The sequence below is a fragment of the Staphylococcus sp. HMSC068G11 genome, assembly GCF_001815825.1.
Lineage (GTDB): Bacteria > Bacillota > Bacilli > Staphylococcales > Staphylococcaceae > Staphylococcus > Staphylococcus epidermidis.
The window spans coordinates 30,167-48,273 of sequence record NZ_KV822067.1; the positions used below are offsets into that span (position 1 = coordinate 30,167).

The window sequence follows — 18,107 nt, forward strand, 5'->3', positions numbered from 1 at the left end:
CAGTAAATGAATTTATAAAAAACTCATTTACTGGTTATTTTGCTAGAAATTATGTGCCAATCTCTCCTTTTAATTTCAATATTTGTAAAATAAATAGTTAAGTAACTAAAAGTATAACTAAACTATAGTTTGTAAAATATTTTGAACACACTCTCCTACCAATAACATAAATATTGAAACAAGCTTGATAATAGCGCATTTTAATCCACTATCGACTACCCATATGTAAAAACCCTTGAGTCAATGACTTAAGTTTCATATTAATCGAACATGAACGAATCCCCAATTCTTTTACAAAATTTTGAAGAATATATCACTTTTTCAATAACGTTGAATAGAATTTAACTACCTGGGTAAACATCATAATGTAATTGCTAAAACTAACGTAATCTATACGTTTTTATAAATAAAAGGAGGACATCATAATGAAATATATTGTGGTAGGTACATCTCATTCAGGATATGAAGTAATCCAAACATTGCTTAAAGAAGATGAAAATGCTGATATTCAAGTTTTTGAAAGTGCAGATCAACCGTCCTTTTTATCTTGTGGTATTCAAAGTTATCTTGAAGACATCTCATCATCACTAGATGATTTACATTACGCATCCGTTGACTCTTATAAGGCACAAGGTGTAAACATTCATACGAATAGCACAGTCACAGATTTAGATACTGACAATAAGACTGTTACAGTTGAACACCAAGGTCAAACATCAACTTATTCTTATGATAAATTGTTCCTAAGTCCCGGCGGTAAACCTGTTACACCTCCAGTCGATGGAATTGAAAAATATAAACATGTATTATTTATGCGTGGACGCGATTGGGCAAATCAAATTAAAGAACGCATGAAAGATGCCAAAAAGGCTGTTGTAGTCGGAGGTGGCTATATAGGTATTGAAGCTGCTGAAGCTTTTGCTAAAGCAGGCATAGATACTACAATCGTAGATGTCGCTGATCGTATATTAAACACTTACTTAGATAAAGAGTTTACAGACGTATTAGAAACAAATGCACAGCAACACGGCCTTCATTTTAAAGGTGGCGAAACAGTACAATCACTTTCAGGAAATCAAAATGGCGAAGTAACTACTGTAGTTACCGACAAAAATGAATATGACGCAGATACTGTCTTATTTGCTGTAGGTGTCGAACCGGCTACCGAGTGGCTAAAAGATAAAATAGATTTAGGTAAAAAAGGAATTATAAACATTAATCACCAACAACAAACATCTGCTAAAGATGTCTATGCAGGTGGCGATGCGACATTAGTTCCTTTTGCACCAGTATCTGAGGATCGTTATATTGCATTAGCAACAAATTCAAGACGTCAAGGCGTTGTCGCAGCAAAAAACATGTTGGGTAAAGAAATGACAATGCCACGCGTTTCTGGTACTTCAGGTTTACAATTATTTGATTATAAATTTGGACAGACTGGCATTCATGGTACAGAAATCGATAATTATGATGGCAATTTAGGTCAAACATACGTAGAAGAATTGATTCGTCCTCAATTTATGCAAGATGATACGAAAATTCATATGAAAATTATTTATGATAAAGACACTCACCGTATACTTGGTGGTCAAGTCATGTCAGAAGAAGATATTACTGCTTCTATTAATACAATTTCAGTAGTAATATCTGCTGGTTTCACACTTGAACAACTCGCTGTCCAAGATTTCTTCTTCCAACCTGATTATGATAGACCATGGCATTACCTTAATGTTTTAGCTCAACAAGCATTGGGTGATACATTTGGTAGCGATAAGATGTTGTTCTAAATCTCTTAATCTGATATAGGAAAAAGTACTTATAAGCCTAGGTTATCTAACGTTGTCCTAGGTTGATTTAACCTTTATCAGTTGATAGTTAAATGCAAATACCAGTTAAACTTTTTGAATTCTATTCGTCGGTGTTTCTGACGATATGATGCATTTAAGGAAAATCATTGTTACGATTTATTTACATTTTACACATCTAAATCATAGTTAATTACAACAATTATGTGATTTTTCATCATTTTTAAGTAGAAAAACTTGAGATAAAAAGTAATTTTTATCATACTGTATATGAAAGTTATATTAAGGAGTGGAAAGTATGAATAAAGAACAATTAGAAAAAATGACTCATGGTAAAGGATTCATTGCTGCATTAGACCAAAGTGGTGGTAGTACACCTAAAGCACTTAAAGAATATGGTGTGAATGAAGACCAATACAGTAATGAAGACGAAATGTTCCAACTTGTTCACGATATGCGTACACGCGTTGTAACTTCACCTTCATTTTCACCTGATAAAATTTTAGGTGCGATTTTATTCGAACAAACTATGGATCGCGAAGTTGAAGGTAAATACACTGGAGACTATTTAGCGGATAAAGGCGTTGTTCCTTTCTTAAAAGTCGACAAAGGTCTTGCTGAAGAGAAAAATGGCGTGCAATTAATGAAACCAATTGATGATTTAGATGAAACTTTAGATCGTGCAAATGAACGTCATATCTTCGGTACTAAAATGCGTTCTAACATCCTTGAACTTAATGAACAAGGAATCAAAGATGTTGTTGAACAACAATTTGAATTCGCTAAAAAAATCATCGCTAAAGGTTTAGTACCTATTATCGAACCAGAAGTTAATATTAACGCTAAAGATAAATCTGAAATTGAGAAAGTTTTAAAAGCTGAAATCAAAAAAGGTTTAGATTCATTAAACGATGATCAATTAGTTATGTTAAAATTAACTATTCCTACTGAAGCTAACTTATATAAAGAATTAGCTGACCACCCTAATGTTGTACGTGTAGTAGTATTATCAGGTGGTTACAGCCGAGATGAAGCTAACAAATTGTTAAAAGATAACGATGAATTAATTGCAAGCTTCTCACGTGCATTAGCAAGTGACTTACGTGCTAGCCAATCACAAGAAGAATTCGATAAAGCATTAGGCGATGCTGTAGATTCAATCTATGATGCGTCAGTAAATAAAAACTAATTATTTATCAGTTCATAACGAACAATGTTTTCTCTAAACAACATCACATTGTCTAGAGAAATATTAAAACCGTGTGGTAGATTAATCTGACCACACGGTTTTTTTATACTTTACACACATTTTGTCCTTTGATTATTCATCGAACGACATACTACTTTCGATAATTTTTTTAAATACACCAAGTTGATAAGATGAAAAATCGTTTTGAGCACTTAAGAATGGCGCTGATGCAACTTCAACGTATTTATGATTATCATCACTATCTAATTCCGTTGGTGAAAATAGATAATAAGCTAATATGGCTGAGGAAATATCATTCTCTTCATCAGAATCACTGCCTAATATTGAAACTTGAGTGTATGGTTTCCCTTTATATTTCGTCTGTAAAATACCATATGATGTCGCTTTAGGATTTTTCAAACGCGTTAAATCTTCCAATGTCTTAACTTCTTCTAAGTCTTTAGCTTTAACCATTTTCTTTTTATCTAAAGCAAAAAATCCAGGTTGAATATTTGTAGCTACTAATTTACCTTCTTTAAATGTTGCAAGTATTTGAGCGTAGGACATAGGTTGCTTATTTTTACCTGTTTTTTTACCATCTGGATCTACATACATATAATTAATATGCTTAATATTTTTTTCCTTACTTTTCATTCGTTTAATCTCTACACCTTTTTTATCTTTAAAGAACTTATTAACTTCTTCAATGGATGATCCTTTAGATTCTTTTGTGTATTTATAATCTGCAAGTGTTACCTTATCCATTAATTTTTTATAGTCTTCCCAGCCTTGCAATCCCGTTTTATTTGTAAAACCTTTTTCTGTAATAAGTGCATCAATTTCATTAAGAACTGGCTTTTGTTTAAGATCCTTAGCTTCTTTTTCTAGTTCTTTATATTCATCCTCTTTTGTATATTCAGTCGCCACGTCCGTTTTTTTCTCAGAGCTTTTTGATGATGACTTTTCATTAGAAGATTGATCTGAATCATTGCTATTTGAACATCCCACAAGAGCAATTGACATCACAATTAATAAAATTCCCAAAAATTTTTTCATATTCTATCTCCTTTTAATTTTTATATACAGAGAAATAACAATTAAATATTCATTAGTTTTAAATTGCTATTTATAACTTTATAATACACTATTTAATGTTTTTAATATATAGTTACCTGTACATATTTTTATTTATTAATTTTAAAAAAGAATTTTCATTAATCATCTATCAATTAAAGAAAAGATATGAAATATACTTTGTATTGAATTTTTTCGCTGCCTTATCAAAAGATATGATAGTTCACAATCTTGATTTAAATCCCTTTCATCTGCAAATTAACCATCGACTGTTAATATATAAAAATGCCTGAGACACTCATTGTCTCAGGCATTTAAAATATTAAATACAGCAACTTTACCTAATAAGGATTAATAGATAACGCTATATATTTTTATTTTGCTTTATTATAGAATCCTAATTCAAGATCTTTAGATGTTTGTTTACGTATTTTTCTCATTAATTGAACATCATCAATAAGTGATTCACCATATGAAGGAATCATTTTCTTGATTTTAGGTTCCCAGTCTTTCGCGTATTCAGGGAAGTTTTTCTCTAAAACTTCTAGTGCTACTGATACTGAAGTTGATGCTCCTGGTGATTCGCCTAGTAATGCAATAACTGAGTGGTCTTCAGAATTAACCACTTCAGTACCAAATTGGATAAATCCTTTACCATTCTCTTCAGTATCTTTAATAACTTGTACACGTTTACCAGCTGTGTAAACTTGCCAATCTTCATCACGTGCTTCAGGATAGAACGTACGTAAATGGTTCATACAACCTTCTTTTGTCATAATGACTTGGTCAAATGAATACTTAATTAATGGTAAGTTTTTAACTGCAGAAGCAAGTAAAGTCGTAATGTTATATGGTTTAATTGATTTGAATAAATCCAAGTTAGAACCATGTTTTAGGAATTTAGGCCCCACGTTTGCAAATGGCCCAAATAATAATGTTCTTTCACCATCAATGTAACGTGTATCTAAGTGAGGTACCGTCATTGGTGGTGTACCAGGTGGTTCTTTACCATAAACTTTAGCATCGTGTTGTTCAATAACTTGTGGATTTGTACAAGCAATAAATTGTCCACTGATTGGGAATCCACCTAAATGTTTACTTTCTGGAATGCCAGTTTTTTGTAATAGTGGAATTGCGCCACCACCAGCACCGATAAACACATAATCAGTTTGATGTTCGAATACTTGTCCATTATTTAGATTTTTAATTTTAACTGACCATTTACCATTAGACAAACGTTCAAAATCAACAACTTCATGTTTGTATTGCACTTCAACGTTTGGTGAGTTTTTAAGATTTTGAGCCATTTTACGAGTTAATTCACCGTAGTTTACGTCAGTGCCTTCGTCTATTTTACTCGCTGCCATGTAGCCCTTATCTTCACGGCCTTTCATCATTAATGGAATCCATTTTCTCATTTCTTCAATATCTTCAGTATATTCGATATTATCGAACATAGGGAATTGCTTCATCGCTTCATAACGATCTTTTAAGAATTTAACGTTATTTTTACCACGAACAAAACTAATATGAGGTAATGGATTAATAAATTCTTTAGGATTTTGAATTTCTCCTGATTTAACTAAATGCCCCCAGAATTGTTTAGAAATTTCAAATTGTTCATTAATTTCTTTAGCTTTTTCAATATCAATTGAACCATCAGGTTGTTGTACAGTATAGTTCAATTCACATAAAGCTGCATGCCCTGTTCCTGCATTGTTACGTTCATTTGAACTTTCAATACCAGGACGATCTAGACGTTCATATAAATGAATGTCCCAATCAGGTGCAATCGTTTTCAACATAGAACCAAATGTAGTACTTAGTACACCGGCACCGATTAACACGACGTCTTTTTTGTCAGACATAGCCATAATGTTCACCTCTTGTGTAGTAGTTATCAAATTGCTTTCCAGCTAATTAGACGTCATCATTCTTGTTATATTACTTTATAACCTCAAAACCTTAGAAAAGAATCAAATCTAATAGCTTTTACATATATATGTTAAAGCAAGCACTTTGAAAAGTAAATTGTTAATAGTAAATTTATGACAATTTTATGATATATATTTTTATGAAAATTTAACGTTTAGCTAAAAACTTTTCAATATAAAATGCCGATTCCTCTATCGATTTATATTCTGTATTAATTACCGTTGCATTTAATTTTCTAAAAACTTCTTCAGCATAAGATAATTCTTTTTTGATACGCTCTAAACTATTGTAATTAGATTCTGAAGATAGTCCTAATGTTTCTGCACGATTACGTCGTATATTTGCGATATAATTGGGACTTGCTGTTAATCCAAATACCTTTAAATTCTTTTGTTGAAATACATTATCTGGAATAGCCACTTCAGGGACCAAAGGAATATTTGCAATCTTATATCCTTTATTAGCTAAGTACATACTTAATGGCGTTTTAGAGGTACGTGATACACCTACTATTAAAGCATCCGCTTCTCCAATATCTGTAAAATGCTTACCATCATCATATTTCACTGAATACTCAATTGCTTCTATACGCTTAAAATACTCATCATTAAGCTTACGCAACGCACCACTTTCCATTAATGGTTTAGCGTGTGTATGTTTTTTAATTATACTAATTAACTCAGACATGTAATCTACATAGGGAATTTGATGTTCATTTGCAAACTGATGACCTAATGCATTAAATGACTCACTCACTAATGTTGTTGCAACAATTGCATTCTGTTCTTTAGCTAATTGTAAGACATTTAAAAATTCTTGTTCGTCCTTAATATACGGAAATTTCTTAATTTCTACTTGAGTTAAATCTGGAAACTGTGTCAACGTTGCATGAATCATCCGTTGCGCTGTTTCTCCTATTGAATCTGAAACTATAAATAACTTTAATACTTCATTATTATCCTTCACCTTATCGCTCGCTTTCCTCCGCTTGACTCTGAGCTGTAGCTAAAATTGCACCCGGAACTCTAAATGGTGAACATGAAACATAATCAATTCCCCATTGGTTAAATTGACGAATTGATTTTGCATCGCCACCAAGCTCACCACATACACCAATTTTAATCTCTGGATTGGTATTTTTAGCTTGTTCAACGGCTAATTGAATTAGTCGTCCTACACCTTCTCTATCTAAAGTTTGGAATGGGTCAAGCTGTAAAATGTTATTTTCAGTATACACATTTATGAATTTTCCTGCATCATCTCTAGAGAAACCAAATGTCAATTGTGTTAAATCATTAGTACCAAAACTGAAGAAATCACAATGTTTCGCAAGGTCATTCGCAATCAAGCATGCTCTAGGCGTTTCAATCATAGTACCTATCATATATTGTATATCTTGTTGAGATTCTTTTTCTAAATGTGTAATTGTATTAACTAATCGTTCTTTTAAAGTTGTAAATTCTTCTACTGTTGACACGAGAGGAATCATAATTTCCGGCAGGCACGTTATCCCCTCTTTTTGAAGCTTAATAACACTTTCAATGATAGCTTCAACTTGCATCTCATATAACTCTGGATAAGTCACAGCCAAACGACAACCACGATGACCAAGCATTGGATTGACCTCATTTAAGTCAACGATTCGCTTGCGTAAGAACTCAGAAGATACATTCAGCTGTTGAGAAACATTGTTTATATCTTCTTCAGATGATGGTAAGAACTCATGTAACGGTGGATCAAGTAAACGAACAATCGTAGGTCTATCTTGAGATAATCTAAAAATTGTTTCAAAATCTTCTATTTGGTATGTTTTAATTTTTTCTAAAGCTTGTACACGTTCGTCATGATTTGAAGCTAAGATAAAACGGCGCATTTCTATTAAACGTTCAGGGCCAAAGAACATGTGCTCAGTACGAACTAAACCTATTCCTTTAGAGCCAAAATTATATCCAGCTTTTATATCTTGTGGTGTTTCAGCATTCATTCTAACTTGCAGTCTTGCAATCTCTTCAGACCAAGTCATAAATTGATCGAACTCTTCACTATGTTCAGCATTGACTGTTTCAATTGCTCCTAAATATAAATCACCAGCTGAACCATCTACAGAAACGATATCCCCTTCATGTAATTCACCTTCAGGATAATATACTGTTTTGTTCACTGTATCTATCTCTACATTCGAACATCCTGTCACACAACATTTACCCATTCCTCTTGCTACAACAGCAGCGTGTGATGTCATACCACCATGAGTTGTTACGATTGCTTCACTTGCTATCATCCCCTCAATATCTTCAGGTGATGTTTCCGGTCGCATTAACACTACTTTATTACCATTTTCAGCTTGAAGTTTTGCTTCTTCAGCAGAGAAGACTACTTTTCCTGTTGCTGCACCGGGACTAGCTGGTAAGCCCATTTTAGAAACCACTGTCGCTTGCTTTAATGACTCTTCATTAAAATTAGGATGTAATAATTGGTCTATTGATTTTACTTCTACTTTTGATACTGCTTCTTCACGTGTAATTAATTGCTCGTGAACTAAATCCACAGCAATTTTTATTGCTGCTTTAGCAGTACGCTTTCCGTTACGTGTTTGTAATAAATAAAGTTTCCCATTTTCAATTGTAAATTCTATATCTTGCATATCTTTGTAATGTTTTTCAAGTTGTTTGGTTACATCAACGAACTCTTGATGCACGTCTGGCATTTGTTGTTTTAAAGTGTCAATATCCTTAGGGGTACGAATACCTGCAACAACATCTTCACCTTGAGCATTAAGTAAGTACTCCCCGAATAAATGATTTTCTCCGGTAACTGGATTTCTTGTAAATGCTACGCCCGTACCACTATTTGCACCACTATTACCAAATACCATTTCTTGAATATTTACAGCTGTACCAATATCATGTGGAATATCATTTAAATCTCTATATACACGTGCACGATCATTGTCCCAAGATTTAAATACTGCTTCAATTGCTTCTTCTAATTGCTTTAACGGTTCTTGTGGAAAAGGTTTATATGCCTCTTCTACATAAATTTCTTTATATCTTTCACATATAGTTTGTAGTCCTTCTGCCGGAATTTCAGCATCATTTTGATAACGATGCTTCGTTTTAAAATCATTAAAGTATGTATCAAAAGCAGTCATTGGAATGCCATAAACAACTTCACCAAACATTTGTAGTAAACGACGGTAACAATCATATGCAAAACGTGCATCATTAGTTTTGTCAGCAAGTTTTTTCACATTATCATCATTAAGTCCCAAGTTAAGAATTGTATCCATCATTCCTGGCATGGAAATTTTTGCACCACTACGTACTGATACTAATAACAAGTTGTCATCAGAAGAAAAGGACTTTCCTGTTCGTTTAGAAAAAGCTGCTAAATGATCAATTAATTGTGTCTTTACTTCTGTAGGTAGTTCTTCATTTTGTTTTAAATAGGTAATACAAGCTTCAGTCGTAATTGTAAAACCATCAGGTACTGGTAGTCCGAGTCTCTTCATCTCTGAAAGATTGGCACCTTTACCACCAAGTAAGTCTTTCATAGCTATATTTCCTTCATTAAATGCATAAACGAATTGTGTCATTCTTGACCACCTCTTATTTTTATTATGTCATACTATTTATTTACAAGTATGTCATAATAGAAAAGGAATTACAACACTTTTAAGAAAAGGCTTTCATTAAATTTGTTCTAAATATGTCAAAAGTATTAATTTAATGCTTTTTTATTCATGATTCTATTTTTCAATTCATCATTGATGAGATTATACTCATGTAATCGTAAAAAGCAGGACAAAATTCATATTGAATTCCCTATCGCATGACATTAACTAAATTATACTAATGCATATTTCTAATATTAGTCTCTGATAGTCAAAATAAAAAACCTGAGACATTGTATAAGTGTCCCAGGAAATATTTTCATTCATACTTAATGCGATGAATACTATTGTTTATATTTTTTAATTTCTGCATCACGTAATTCAACGCGACGTATCTTACCTGAATTTGTTTTTGGTAGATTTTCAACAAATTCAATTGCTCTTGGATATTTATACGGTGCTACTTCATTTTTACAGAATACTTGTAATTCTTGGATTAACCCATCACTTGCTTCATAATCATCTTGCAAGATGATAAATGCTTTAACAATATTTCCACGAATGTCATGCGGACTTGCTACAACAGCACATTCTTTAACAGCTGCATGATTTGTTAATGCATCTTCTACTTCAAAAGGTCCAATGGTATATCCTGAACTAATAATAATATCGTCACGGCGACCTTCGAACCAGAAATAACCATCATTATCAATATGAGCTTGGTCTCCAGTAACATAATAATCACCTGTTGAAGCTGCTTTTGTGCGTGCTTCATCTTTAAAATAACCTTTAAATAAGGCTGGTAAGTCTAAAGGCACGGCAATATTACCTTTTACATTTGGGCCAACCTCTTTACCATCATCATCAATGACAGTAACAAAACTACCAGGTATACCTTTACCCATTGAACCCATACGTGGTTCAGTATCTTTTAGAAATCCAATCAACAATGTACTTTCCGTTTGTCCATATCCATCTCGAACAGTAATATTAAAATGACGTTTAAATTGTTCAACAACTTCTCGATTTAAAGGTTCACCCGCAGACACCGCACTGTGTAAATGTTCTAAATTATACTGTTCTAAATGACTAAGTTTAGCCATCATACGATATTCTGTTGGTGTACAACATAGAACATTGATTTGATAATTTTGAAGTAACTCGAGATATGTTTCAGGGTGGAAACGACCGTTATAGACAAATGCTGTTGCTCCCATCCCTAAAACAGATAAGAATGGACTCCACACCCACTTTTGCCACCCTGGTGCTGCAGTTGCCCATACAAGATCATTCTCTTGTATGCATAACCAATGTTTTGGTGCCATTTGCAAATGGGCATACCCCCATCCATGTGAATGCGTTACTGCTTTTGGATTACCTGTTGTACCTGATGTATAAGAAAGAATCGCCAAATCATCTCGTGTTGTATCTGCGCCTTTAAGGTCATCACTTACTTTTTCTTTTTCATCTTCTATTGAAACCCAATCTTCTTTGTGACCAGCTACTATAAATTTCTTTAATTGGTCATATTCTTTAACGTTTTCGAATTCTTTAGTTAGAGAATCAAATGAAATAACTGCATCAATCTCACCGTGAGTAATTCGATATTGTAAATCTTTTGTTCGTAACATTTCTGAACTTGGAACAATCGCTATCCCCAGTTTCAATGCTGCAATATATAATTCATATGTAACGATTGCACGTGGCATCATGATGAGAACTTTATCTCCCTTTTTCAGCCCATGATTGAGGAATACATTCCCTACTTTATTAGCATTACTGATAAGTTCTTTATAACTTACAGAAATATTTTCATGCTCGTTATCCTTGTAAATAATGGCTTTTTTATGATCTTCTGAAGCATATTTTTCTATTTCTGAAACAATATTATATTTCTCAGGTGCTAGTAAATTTGATTTATTCATAAGTGTACTTCCTTTCAATATACTTTCATCTAAAATCTACCAAAGGTTTATAATCTATCAAACCTATTAAAAACATTCATATCATTCATCATCAACTAACAAATTTTCAAATAAGAAAAACCTGAAACATAAAATAATGTACAGCTTTATCATTAACTTTTTGTTACATTCATTTATCTTATATTATTTGAACAAGTCAAATAGACTTTTACGTGCGTACAATTCATTAAAAGTATCCTCAAATTTTTATTCTTAATAAATTCAATAACATATTATACCGTTTTTTATATTTTATCATTCATATATTCAACACAAATTTAGTTATTAAGACTTTCTAACTCTATTCTTATATTATAGGATAAATCTCTATTGACTATACGATGATCGACACCTTTTTGAGTTCCACGTTTTTTATGAGTTTGCGCATATGCTTTTGAATTTTGCCAATCATAGAAAGCTTGTCTACTGTTCCATAGCGTGATGATAATGTAATGTCTCCCTTTGACTACTGGTCTAAGAAACCTTAGCGCTTTAAATCCAGACACATCTTGCAAATGTTGATTTCTCTTTAAAAACCGTGACTCAAAAACCTCTTCATTACCTTCATTGACGAATAAGTGATTTAACACACAAAATGAATCATTAGATAAGCTGTTAATTGATTCTAATACTTCGTAATGTTGTTGATCATTATTCCTTTCAATTGTGAATGAATTACGAGTTTCTTCTATTATATAAGATTTATTTGTATCGCTAATTAACATAAGACATCCCTTCATTTCAAATTAAGATTATAGAGCTACTTTACTTTGTTCATATAGTGATAGCGAACGTTTTACAGTTTCAATACAATCGTCATCAAAATAATTTAACTGATTAAAATAGTTTAATATATTATGTGCTGTGGTTTCTTCTATAGGGAAATCTTCATCTTGGTTAATCCATGCGGCTAGTTTACCTAAAGGTGTTTCATCACCAACGAAATTTTGTATAAAATGATAAAAACTCACCCTATCACCTCTTCAATATGATATAAATACATACTACCATGATTTATTATATAAAACATTAAATCCAAACCGACACTCTATGCACTTCACTTATACATATCAGAACTATTTATATATTCTTACTGACATTTCGAGGTAAGAAAAGCCCGAATGATAAGGAATGCTGAAATTGCCATTGATACATTGAAACAAAAAACTTAAGTTATTATTTTGACTAACAAAAGTATCTTCTAAGTTTCCCTCAACAACAATAAACAACACACAAGAAGTACTGTTAGACTCACCACTATATTTATCGCACCTTTTCAATTTCCAAAAGACGTTTGTATCGTAAAAACAAGATTTAATTACCAATTAGATAATTAACAAATCGTAATAACTGTAAAATCGATACCTATTTACAATTTATAGATACCTTTATATTCTTGATATTTCATACTCTTTTTATTTCAAATAATCTAATACAATTGTACCCACTGCCTCTGCAGCCACAAGCATAGATGTTTCATTGATATTAAACTTAGGATGATGGTGAGGGTACATAGGTCCTTCTTCTGGTGCTGCACCCGAATAAATAAATGTTGAAGGTCTTTCTAACGCATAAAACGCGAAATCTTCTGAGGGTGGCTGTGGCTCACAAACATCTATTGCTTTTATGTCATCCAACTGAGCATTTTTTAAAGTTGTTGCTACATAAGAAGTAAATTCAGGATTATTATAAAGTGCTGGATAATCCTTTTTAAATTCAAAATCGCAAACCACTCCGAACGTCTCTTCTAATCCTCTGACTAGTCGTGTCATCTCATTCTGAATATTGTCTCTTGTATCATCAGTCAATGCACGTACATCACCTTCGATTATTATTGTATCTTTAATCACATTGAATTGCCCTTTCCCGTCGAAGGAACCTATTGTGACTACACCCGTTTCAAACGGATTTAAACGTCTTGAAACAATGGTCTGTGCGGTCGTTACAAAATGCGCACCTGCTACAATAGCGTCATTCGATGTATGTGGGGATGAGCCGTGACCACCCTGACCTTTAACAACAAGTCTAAAATAAGCGCGTCCTGTTTGAACAAAACCTTCACGATAGTATATTTTACCTGCTTCCATCATGCTCATCACATGTGCACCTAAAACATGGTCCACCCCTTCTAATACGCCGTCGTCTATCATACCTTTCGCACCACCCGGTGGCATTTCTTCTGCAGGTTGATGTATAATTACGACATTACCTCTCAATTGATCTTTCATTTCAATTAATGTTTCTCCAAGTATTAGCATGTATGCAGTATGTGCATCATGACCACAAGCATGCATGACTCCCTCATTTTTAGAAGCATAAGGTAAGTCTGTTTCTTCTTTTATCGGTAGCGCATCAAAATCAGCACGAATGGCGATAGTTTTGCCTGGATGTTTACCTGCGATGGTAACTTTAATTCCGTTAGGCCCCACATTCGTCTCAACTAAACAATCTTTATCTTTATAAAAGTTTGCAATATATTTAGATGTTTCATTTTCTTCGAATGATAATTCTGGGTTTTCATGTAAGTAACGTCTTATTTCTTTCATTCTTTGTTCTTTTTCACGTAGATGTTGAACTAAAGTCTGATTCATCTTAATCCTCTCCTCAAGATTATTATAAACTTAAATTTATAAATATTGTTACACAACGTTTTAGAGATACATATCTTAATTTTTATATTTAACCAATCAACGTACACATCTATCACAGTTATGTTACAACTAAAAACCTGAGACAACAAGTTGTCTCAGGCTTTTATATGAGTAACCAATGAATAAGTTACAATTGTGTACACAACAATTTTTAATTAAGTCTTTATATACCGTAACAAATAATCGAATTCAATATGATGGGTATTATAATCTATTTCTGGTTAGAATTTAAGATTATATTTTGAATCAAACTATTTTAATATTGATAGAATGGATCATCTTCCATTGCACCTGCTTTTTCATCATCAATACCATGTTTATAATAGTCAACATATTGAGGTTCGAGCGGTTTTCTACCACGAATAATATCCGCTGCTTTCTCAGCTAACATCAATACAGGTGCATGAATATTACCATTTGTTGTTCTAGGCATTGCTGAGGCATCAACGACACGTAAATTTTCCATACCATGTACTTTCATAGTTAATGGATCGACTACTGCCATTGGGTCAGATGCAGGTCCCATTTTCGCGCTACAAGATGGATGTAATGCAGTTTCACCATCTTTTCGTACCCAATCTAAAATTTCTTCATCCGTTTGAACTTGTGGTCCTGGTGAAATTTCGCCACCATTAAATGGATCCATAGCTTTTTGTTTTAATATATTTCTTGCTACTCTAATTGCTTCAACCCATTCTCTTTCGTCTTCTTTCGTAGATAAGTAATTAAACACGATACTTGGTTTTTCAAATGGATCCTTAGATTTGATTTTCAAACTACCTCTTGAGTTGGAGTACATTGGTCCAACATGTACTTGGTAACCATGTGCTACTGGTGCTTTTTGACCATCATATCTTACAGCAATTGGTAAGAAGTGGAACATGAGGTTTGGATAATCAACATCATCATTTGATCTTACGAAGCCGCCACCTTCAAAGTGGTTAGACGCCGCTGCACCTTTACGTGCAAAAATCCATTGTAAACCGATGAACGGCATACGTTTAACATCAAGGCTAGGTTGTAGTGAAACCGGTTGTTTACATTTATGTTGAATATATACTTCTAAGTGATCTTCGAAGTTCTCACCAACACCTGGTAAATGCATACGTGGTTCAATACCTTTTGATTTTAAGAATTCTGAGTCACCAATACCTGATAATTGTAATAGTTGTGGCGTATTGAAAGCACCGCCAGATAAAATAACTTCGTTTGCATGAACAGTATGTTCTTTACCATTTTTCTTGAAAGTCACGCCTGTTACTTTTTTACTATTATTTTCATCAAATATTAATTTTGTTACGAACGCACGTGTTTCAACATCTAAGTTTCTACGTCTTAATGCTGGGCGTAGATACGCTCTTGAAGCAGACATACGACGTCCATGATGTACTTGGCTATCAAATGGGCCAAATCCTTCTTGTCTGTAACCATTAACGTCTGCAGTTTTATGATAGCCCGCTTCAACACCTGCGTTAAAGAATGATTTAAATAATGGATTAGTAGCTGGTCCACGTTTTAATTTGATTGGACCATCATGACCTCTAACTTTATCATATGGCGCTGCACCATATGTTGTTTCTAACTTTTTGAAGTATGGTAGACAATGCGCAAAGTCCCATGTATCCATTCCTTCAGGTTCTGCCCATCCTTCATAGTCCATTGGGTTACCTCGTTGATAAATCATACCGTTAATAGAACTTGAGCCACCTAATACTTTACCTCTCGCATGATCAACTCTACGTCCCATATGTGGTTCTTCGTCAGTTTGATATTCCCAGTCATAAAAACGATTACCTGATGGGAACATCAATGCTGCTGGCATTTGAATAAATAAATCCCAGAAATAGTCACTACGTCCAGCTTCTAATACCAAAACATTTTTATCTTTATCTTCTGAAAGGCGTGCACCAAGAACTGAACCTGCACTACCACCACCAATAATGACATAATCGTATGAATCGCGTTTTCTTCTCATCGTTAAAGACCTCCAAAAATTGATTTGTTTTCTTTGTTTGTTAACATCTCTTTCTTAAAAGGTTTCATTTATTGAAGTGAGCACTATACCTTTGTAAGTACTCACTTCATGTAGCATTTTGTATTTATAAGTCATTTACTGTATAAAAGCAATTTATTATTATTTACTAAACCAATCCACTGGTTCTGGATTAGTATTTGTAAGAATATGTTTACTTACTAAATATTCCTCTAAGCCTTCTTTACCTAATTCTCTACCAATACCTGATTGTTTGTAACCGCCCCATGGCGCTTGTGCAAAGTATGGATGGAAATCGTTAATCCAAACCGTACCAAGTTTCAATTTATTCGCAACACGTTGTGCTTTACCAATATCTTTAGTAAATACAGCACCTGCTAAACCGTAAATTGAATCATTTGCTAAGCGAATAGCTTCTTCTTCATCAGCAAATCCTTCTACAGTCACAACTGGTCCAAAGACTTCCTCTTGAACAATACGCATTGATGTATCACAATCTGTAATTACAGTAGGTTCAAAGAATAATCCCGCTTGTAAGTCTTCTCGTTCAGGACGTTTACCACCAATAGCAATTGTTGCTCCATCTTTTTTCGCAACTTCCATATAACCTTCAATTTTATCGCGGTGTGCTGTTGAGATAACTGGTCCCATTTCAGTATCTTGATCAAAACCGTTACCTAATTTGATTTTGCTTACGCGATCGATAAGAGCTTTTTCAAATTTATCTTTAATATCATTGTGAACTAAGATTCTAGAACCAGCAGAACACACTTGACCAGCGTGGAAATATCCACCATTAAGTGCTTGGTCTACAGCTAATTCGAAATCAGCGTCATCAAAAATAATATTAGGATTTTTGCCGCCTAATTCTAATGCAACGTCGGTTACGTGATTAGCTGCTTGTTTCATGATGTGTTTTCCTGTTTCAATACCACCTGTAAATGAAACTAAATCGACTTCTTCATGACCTGACATCACGTCGCCCACTTCTGATCCAGCACCAAGTACTAAATTAATTGTTCCTTTAGGGAAACCAACTTCCTCCATCAATTCAAATACACGAATTGTTGTTAACGGAGTAATTTCACTTGGTTTCATAACTAATGAGCAACCTGTTGCTAAAGCTGGCGCAATTTTCCAAGATGCTTGAAGTAATGGATAGTTCCAAGGTGTAATTTGAGTAACGACACCTACAGGTTCTTTAACTATTTTACTTTCTGTATTAGGAATTGGTGAGTTAATCATTTCACCGCCATCTTTATCAGCTAAACCAGCAAAGTACATAAACACATTGTGAATATCATCCATATCAGCATAGGATTCTTCTAAAGTTTTACCAGTGTCTAATGTTTCTAATTTAGCTAACTCTTCTCTATTTTCTTTAATTTTATCAGCAACGGCTCTCACTTTTTTACCTCTGACTTCACTTGTTTCAAGTGACCATTCACCGTCTTCGAAAGATCTTCTAGCAGCTAAAATTGCTCTTTCAACATCTTCTTTAGTTCCTTCAGCTACAGTGAAGATTGTTTCTTGATTGTAAGGATTTATAATATCTCTTGTGTTTTTATTTGAACTTTCAACCCATTCTCCATCAATATATTGACGATTTGATAATTTATCTACAAGTTCCATCAAACGACCTCCGTTAAGTTTGTTAAATTTTTATTTAACGAATTTTACAGAGTTATGTTATCATAATTGATGAAAAAGTGTCAATTTCTTTAAAAATGTTTGTATTTTACAATCAAACTTATCTATGTTTAAGAAATAATTTTTGTTCAGAAAATTACTTTTCTTTTTTTCATAAAAGGCTTTATAATGATTCTCGTGTGTATTTATTAGAAATGGGACATATCGTATAGGTTTTTATAGCCATTTATAGA

The 18,107-nt window shown here is 33.3% G+C and carries 12 protein-coding genes; 2 read left to right on the forward strand and 10 right to left on the reverse strand.

Annotated elements, in window-relative coordinates:
- Positions 1-425 precede the first annotated feature (425 nt).
- The gene (locus tag HMPREF3058_RS03085; protein WP_002490866.1) at positions 426-1,787 is read left to right on the forward strand and encodes an FAD-dependent oxidoreductase; all 1,362 of its coding nucleotides are present in this window, start codon (positions 426-428) and stop codon (positions 1,785-1,787) included.
- A 316-nt stretch (positions 1,788-2,103) separates the two neighbouring features.
- Positions 2,104-2,994, forward strand: coding sequence for a fructose bisphosphate aldolase (locus tag HMPREF3058_RS03090; protein WP_002458264.1), 891 nt, complete (start codon positions 2,104-2,106; stop codon positions 2,992-2,994).
- Between the two features lie 132 nt (positions 2,995-3,126).
- On the opposite strand, the gene HMPREF3058_RS03095 is transcribed toward HMPREF3058_RS03090, so the two are convergent.
- The 10 genes from HMPREF3058_RS03095 to betB form a co-directional block, all read right to left on the reverse strand.
- Positions 3,127-4,050, reverse strand: coding sequence for a hypothetical protein (locus tag HMPREF3058_RS03095; protein ID WP_002490897.1), 924 nt, complete (start codon positions 4,048-4,050; stop codon positions 3,127-3,129).
- A gap of 392 nt (positions 4,051-4,442) precedes the next feature.
- Positions 4,443-5,942, reverse strand: coding sequence for an L-lactate dehydrogenase (quinone) (gene lqo, locus HMPREF3058_RS03100; RefSeq protein ID WP_001830651.1), 1,500 nt, complete (start codon positions 5,940-5,942; stop codon positions 4,443-4,445).
- Between the two features lie 208 nt (positions 5,943-6,150).
- On the reverse strand, positions 6,151-6,969 hold the full coding sequence (locus HMPREF3058_RS03105; protein WP_002447042.1) for a pyruvate, water dikinase regulatory protein: 819 nt from the start codon (positions 6,967-6,969) through the stop codon (positions 6,151-6,153).
- A gap of 1 nt (position 6,970) precedes the next feature.
- Positions 6,971-9,598 carry a pyruvate, phosphate dikinase gene (gene ppdK / locus HMPREF3058_RS03110; RefSeq protein ID WP_002499483.1) on the reverse strand — a complete coding sequence of 876 codons (2,628 nt, stop codon included), beginning with the start codon at positions 9,596-9,598 and terminating at the stop codon, positions 6,971-6,973.
- 362 nt (positions 9,599-9,960) lie between these two features.
- Positions 9,961-11,541, reverse strand: a complete 1,581-nt coding sequence (gene mbcS / locus HMPREF3058_RS03115) for an acyl-CoA synthetase MbcS (protein ID WP_002490872.1) — start codon at positions 11,539-11,541, stop codon at positions 9,961-9,963.
- Between the two features lie 317 nt (positions 11,542-11,858).
- The gene (locus HMPREF3058_RS03120; RefSeq protein ID WP_002490853.1) at positions 11,859-12,305 is read right to left on the reverse strand and encodes an antibiotic biosynthesis monooxygenase family protein; all 447 of its coding nucleotides are present in this window, start codon (positions 12,303-12,305) and stop codon (positions 11,859-11,861) included.
- Between the two features lie 27 nt (positions 12,306-12,332).
- The gene (locus tag HMPREF3058_RS03125) at positions 12,333-12,551 is read right to left on the reverse strand and encodes a sterile alpha motif-like domain-containing protein (protein ID WP_002458270.1); all 219 of its coding nucleotides are present in this window, start codon (positions 12,549-12,551) and stop codon (positions 12,333-12,335) included.
- Positions 12,552-12,995: 444 nt separating this feature from the next.
- A complete protein-coding gene (locus HMPREF3058_RS03130; RefSeq protein ID WP_002490858.1) occupies positions 12,996-14,171 on the reverse strand; it encodes an amidohydrolase in 1,176 nt (391 codons plus the stop codon).
- A gap of 316 nt (positions 14,172-14,487) precedes the next feature.
- Complete coding sequence (betA, locus tag HMPREF3058_RS03135; protein WP_001830593.1) at positions 14,488-16,206, reverse strand: choline dehydrogenase; 1,719 nt, start codon at positions 16,204-16,206, stop codon at positions 14,488-14,490.
- Positions 16,207-16,365: 159 nt separating this feature from the next.
- Positions 16,366-17,856, reverse strand: coding sequence for a betaine-aldehyde dehydrogenase (gene betB / locus HMPREF3058_RS03140; RefSeq protein WP_002474203.1), 1,491 nt, complete (start codon positions 17,854-17,856; stop codon positions 16,366-16,368).
- Between the last annotated feature and the right edge of the window lie 251 nt (positions 17,857-18,107).

Bases quoted from the DNA above. Each gene is read 5' to 3' on its own strand.
- HMPREF3058_RS03085 (WP_002490866.1), top strand. From the start codon at position 426: ATGAAATATATTGTGGTAGGTACATCTCATTCAGGATATGAAGTAATC.
- HMPREF3058_RS03090 (WP_002458264.1), top strand. From the start codon at position 2,104: ATGAATAAAGAACAATTAGAAAAAATGACTCATGGTAAAGGATTCATT.
- HMPREF3058_RS03095 (WP_002490897.1), bottom strand. From the start codon at position 4,050: ATGAAAAAATTTTTGGGAATTTTATTAATTGTGATGTCAATTGCTCTT.
- lqo (WP_001830651.1), bottom strand. From the start codon at position 5,942: ATGGCTATGTCTGACAAAAAAGACGTCGTGTTAATCGGTGCCGGTGTA.
- ppdK (WP_002499483.1), bottom strand. From the start codon at position 9,598: ATGACACAATTCGTTTATGCATTTAATGAAGGAAATATAGCTATGAAA.
- mbcS (WP_002490872.1), bottom strand. From the start codon at position 11,541: ATGAATAAATCAAATTTACTAGCACCTGAGAAATATAATATTGTTTCA.
- HMPREF3058_RS03120 (WP_002490853.1), bottom strand. From the start codon at position 12,305: ATGTTAATTAGCGATACAAATAAATCTTATATAATAGAAGAAACTCGT.
- HMPREF3058_RS03130 (WP_002490858.1), bottom strand. From the start codon at position 14,171: ATGAATCAGACTTTAGTTCAACATCTACGTGAAAAAGAACAAAGAATG.
- betA (WP_001830593.1), bottom strand. From the start codon at position 16,206: ATGAGAAGAAAACGCGATTCATACGATTATGTCATTATTGGTGGTGGT.
- betB (WP_002474203.1), bottom strand. From the start codon at position 17,856: ATGGAACTTGTAGATAAATTATCAAATCGTCAATATATTGATGGAGAA.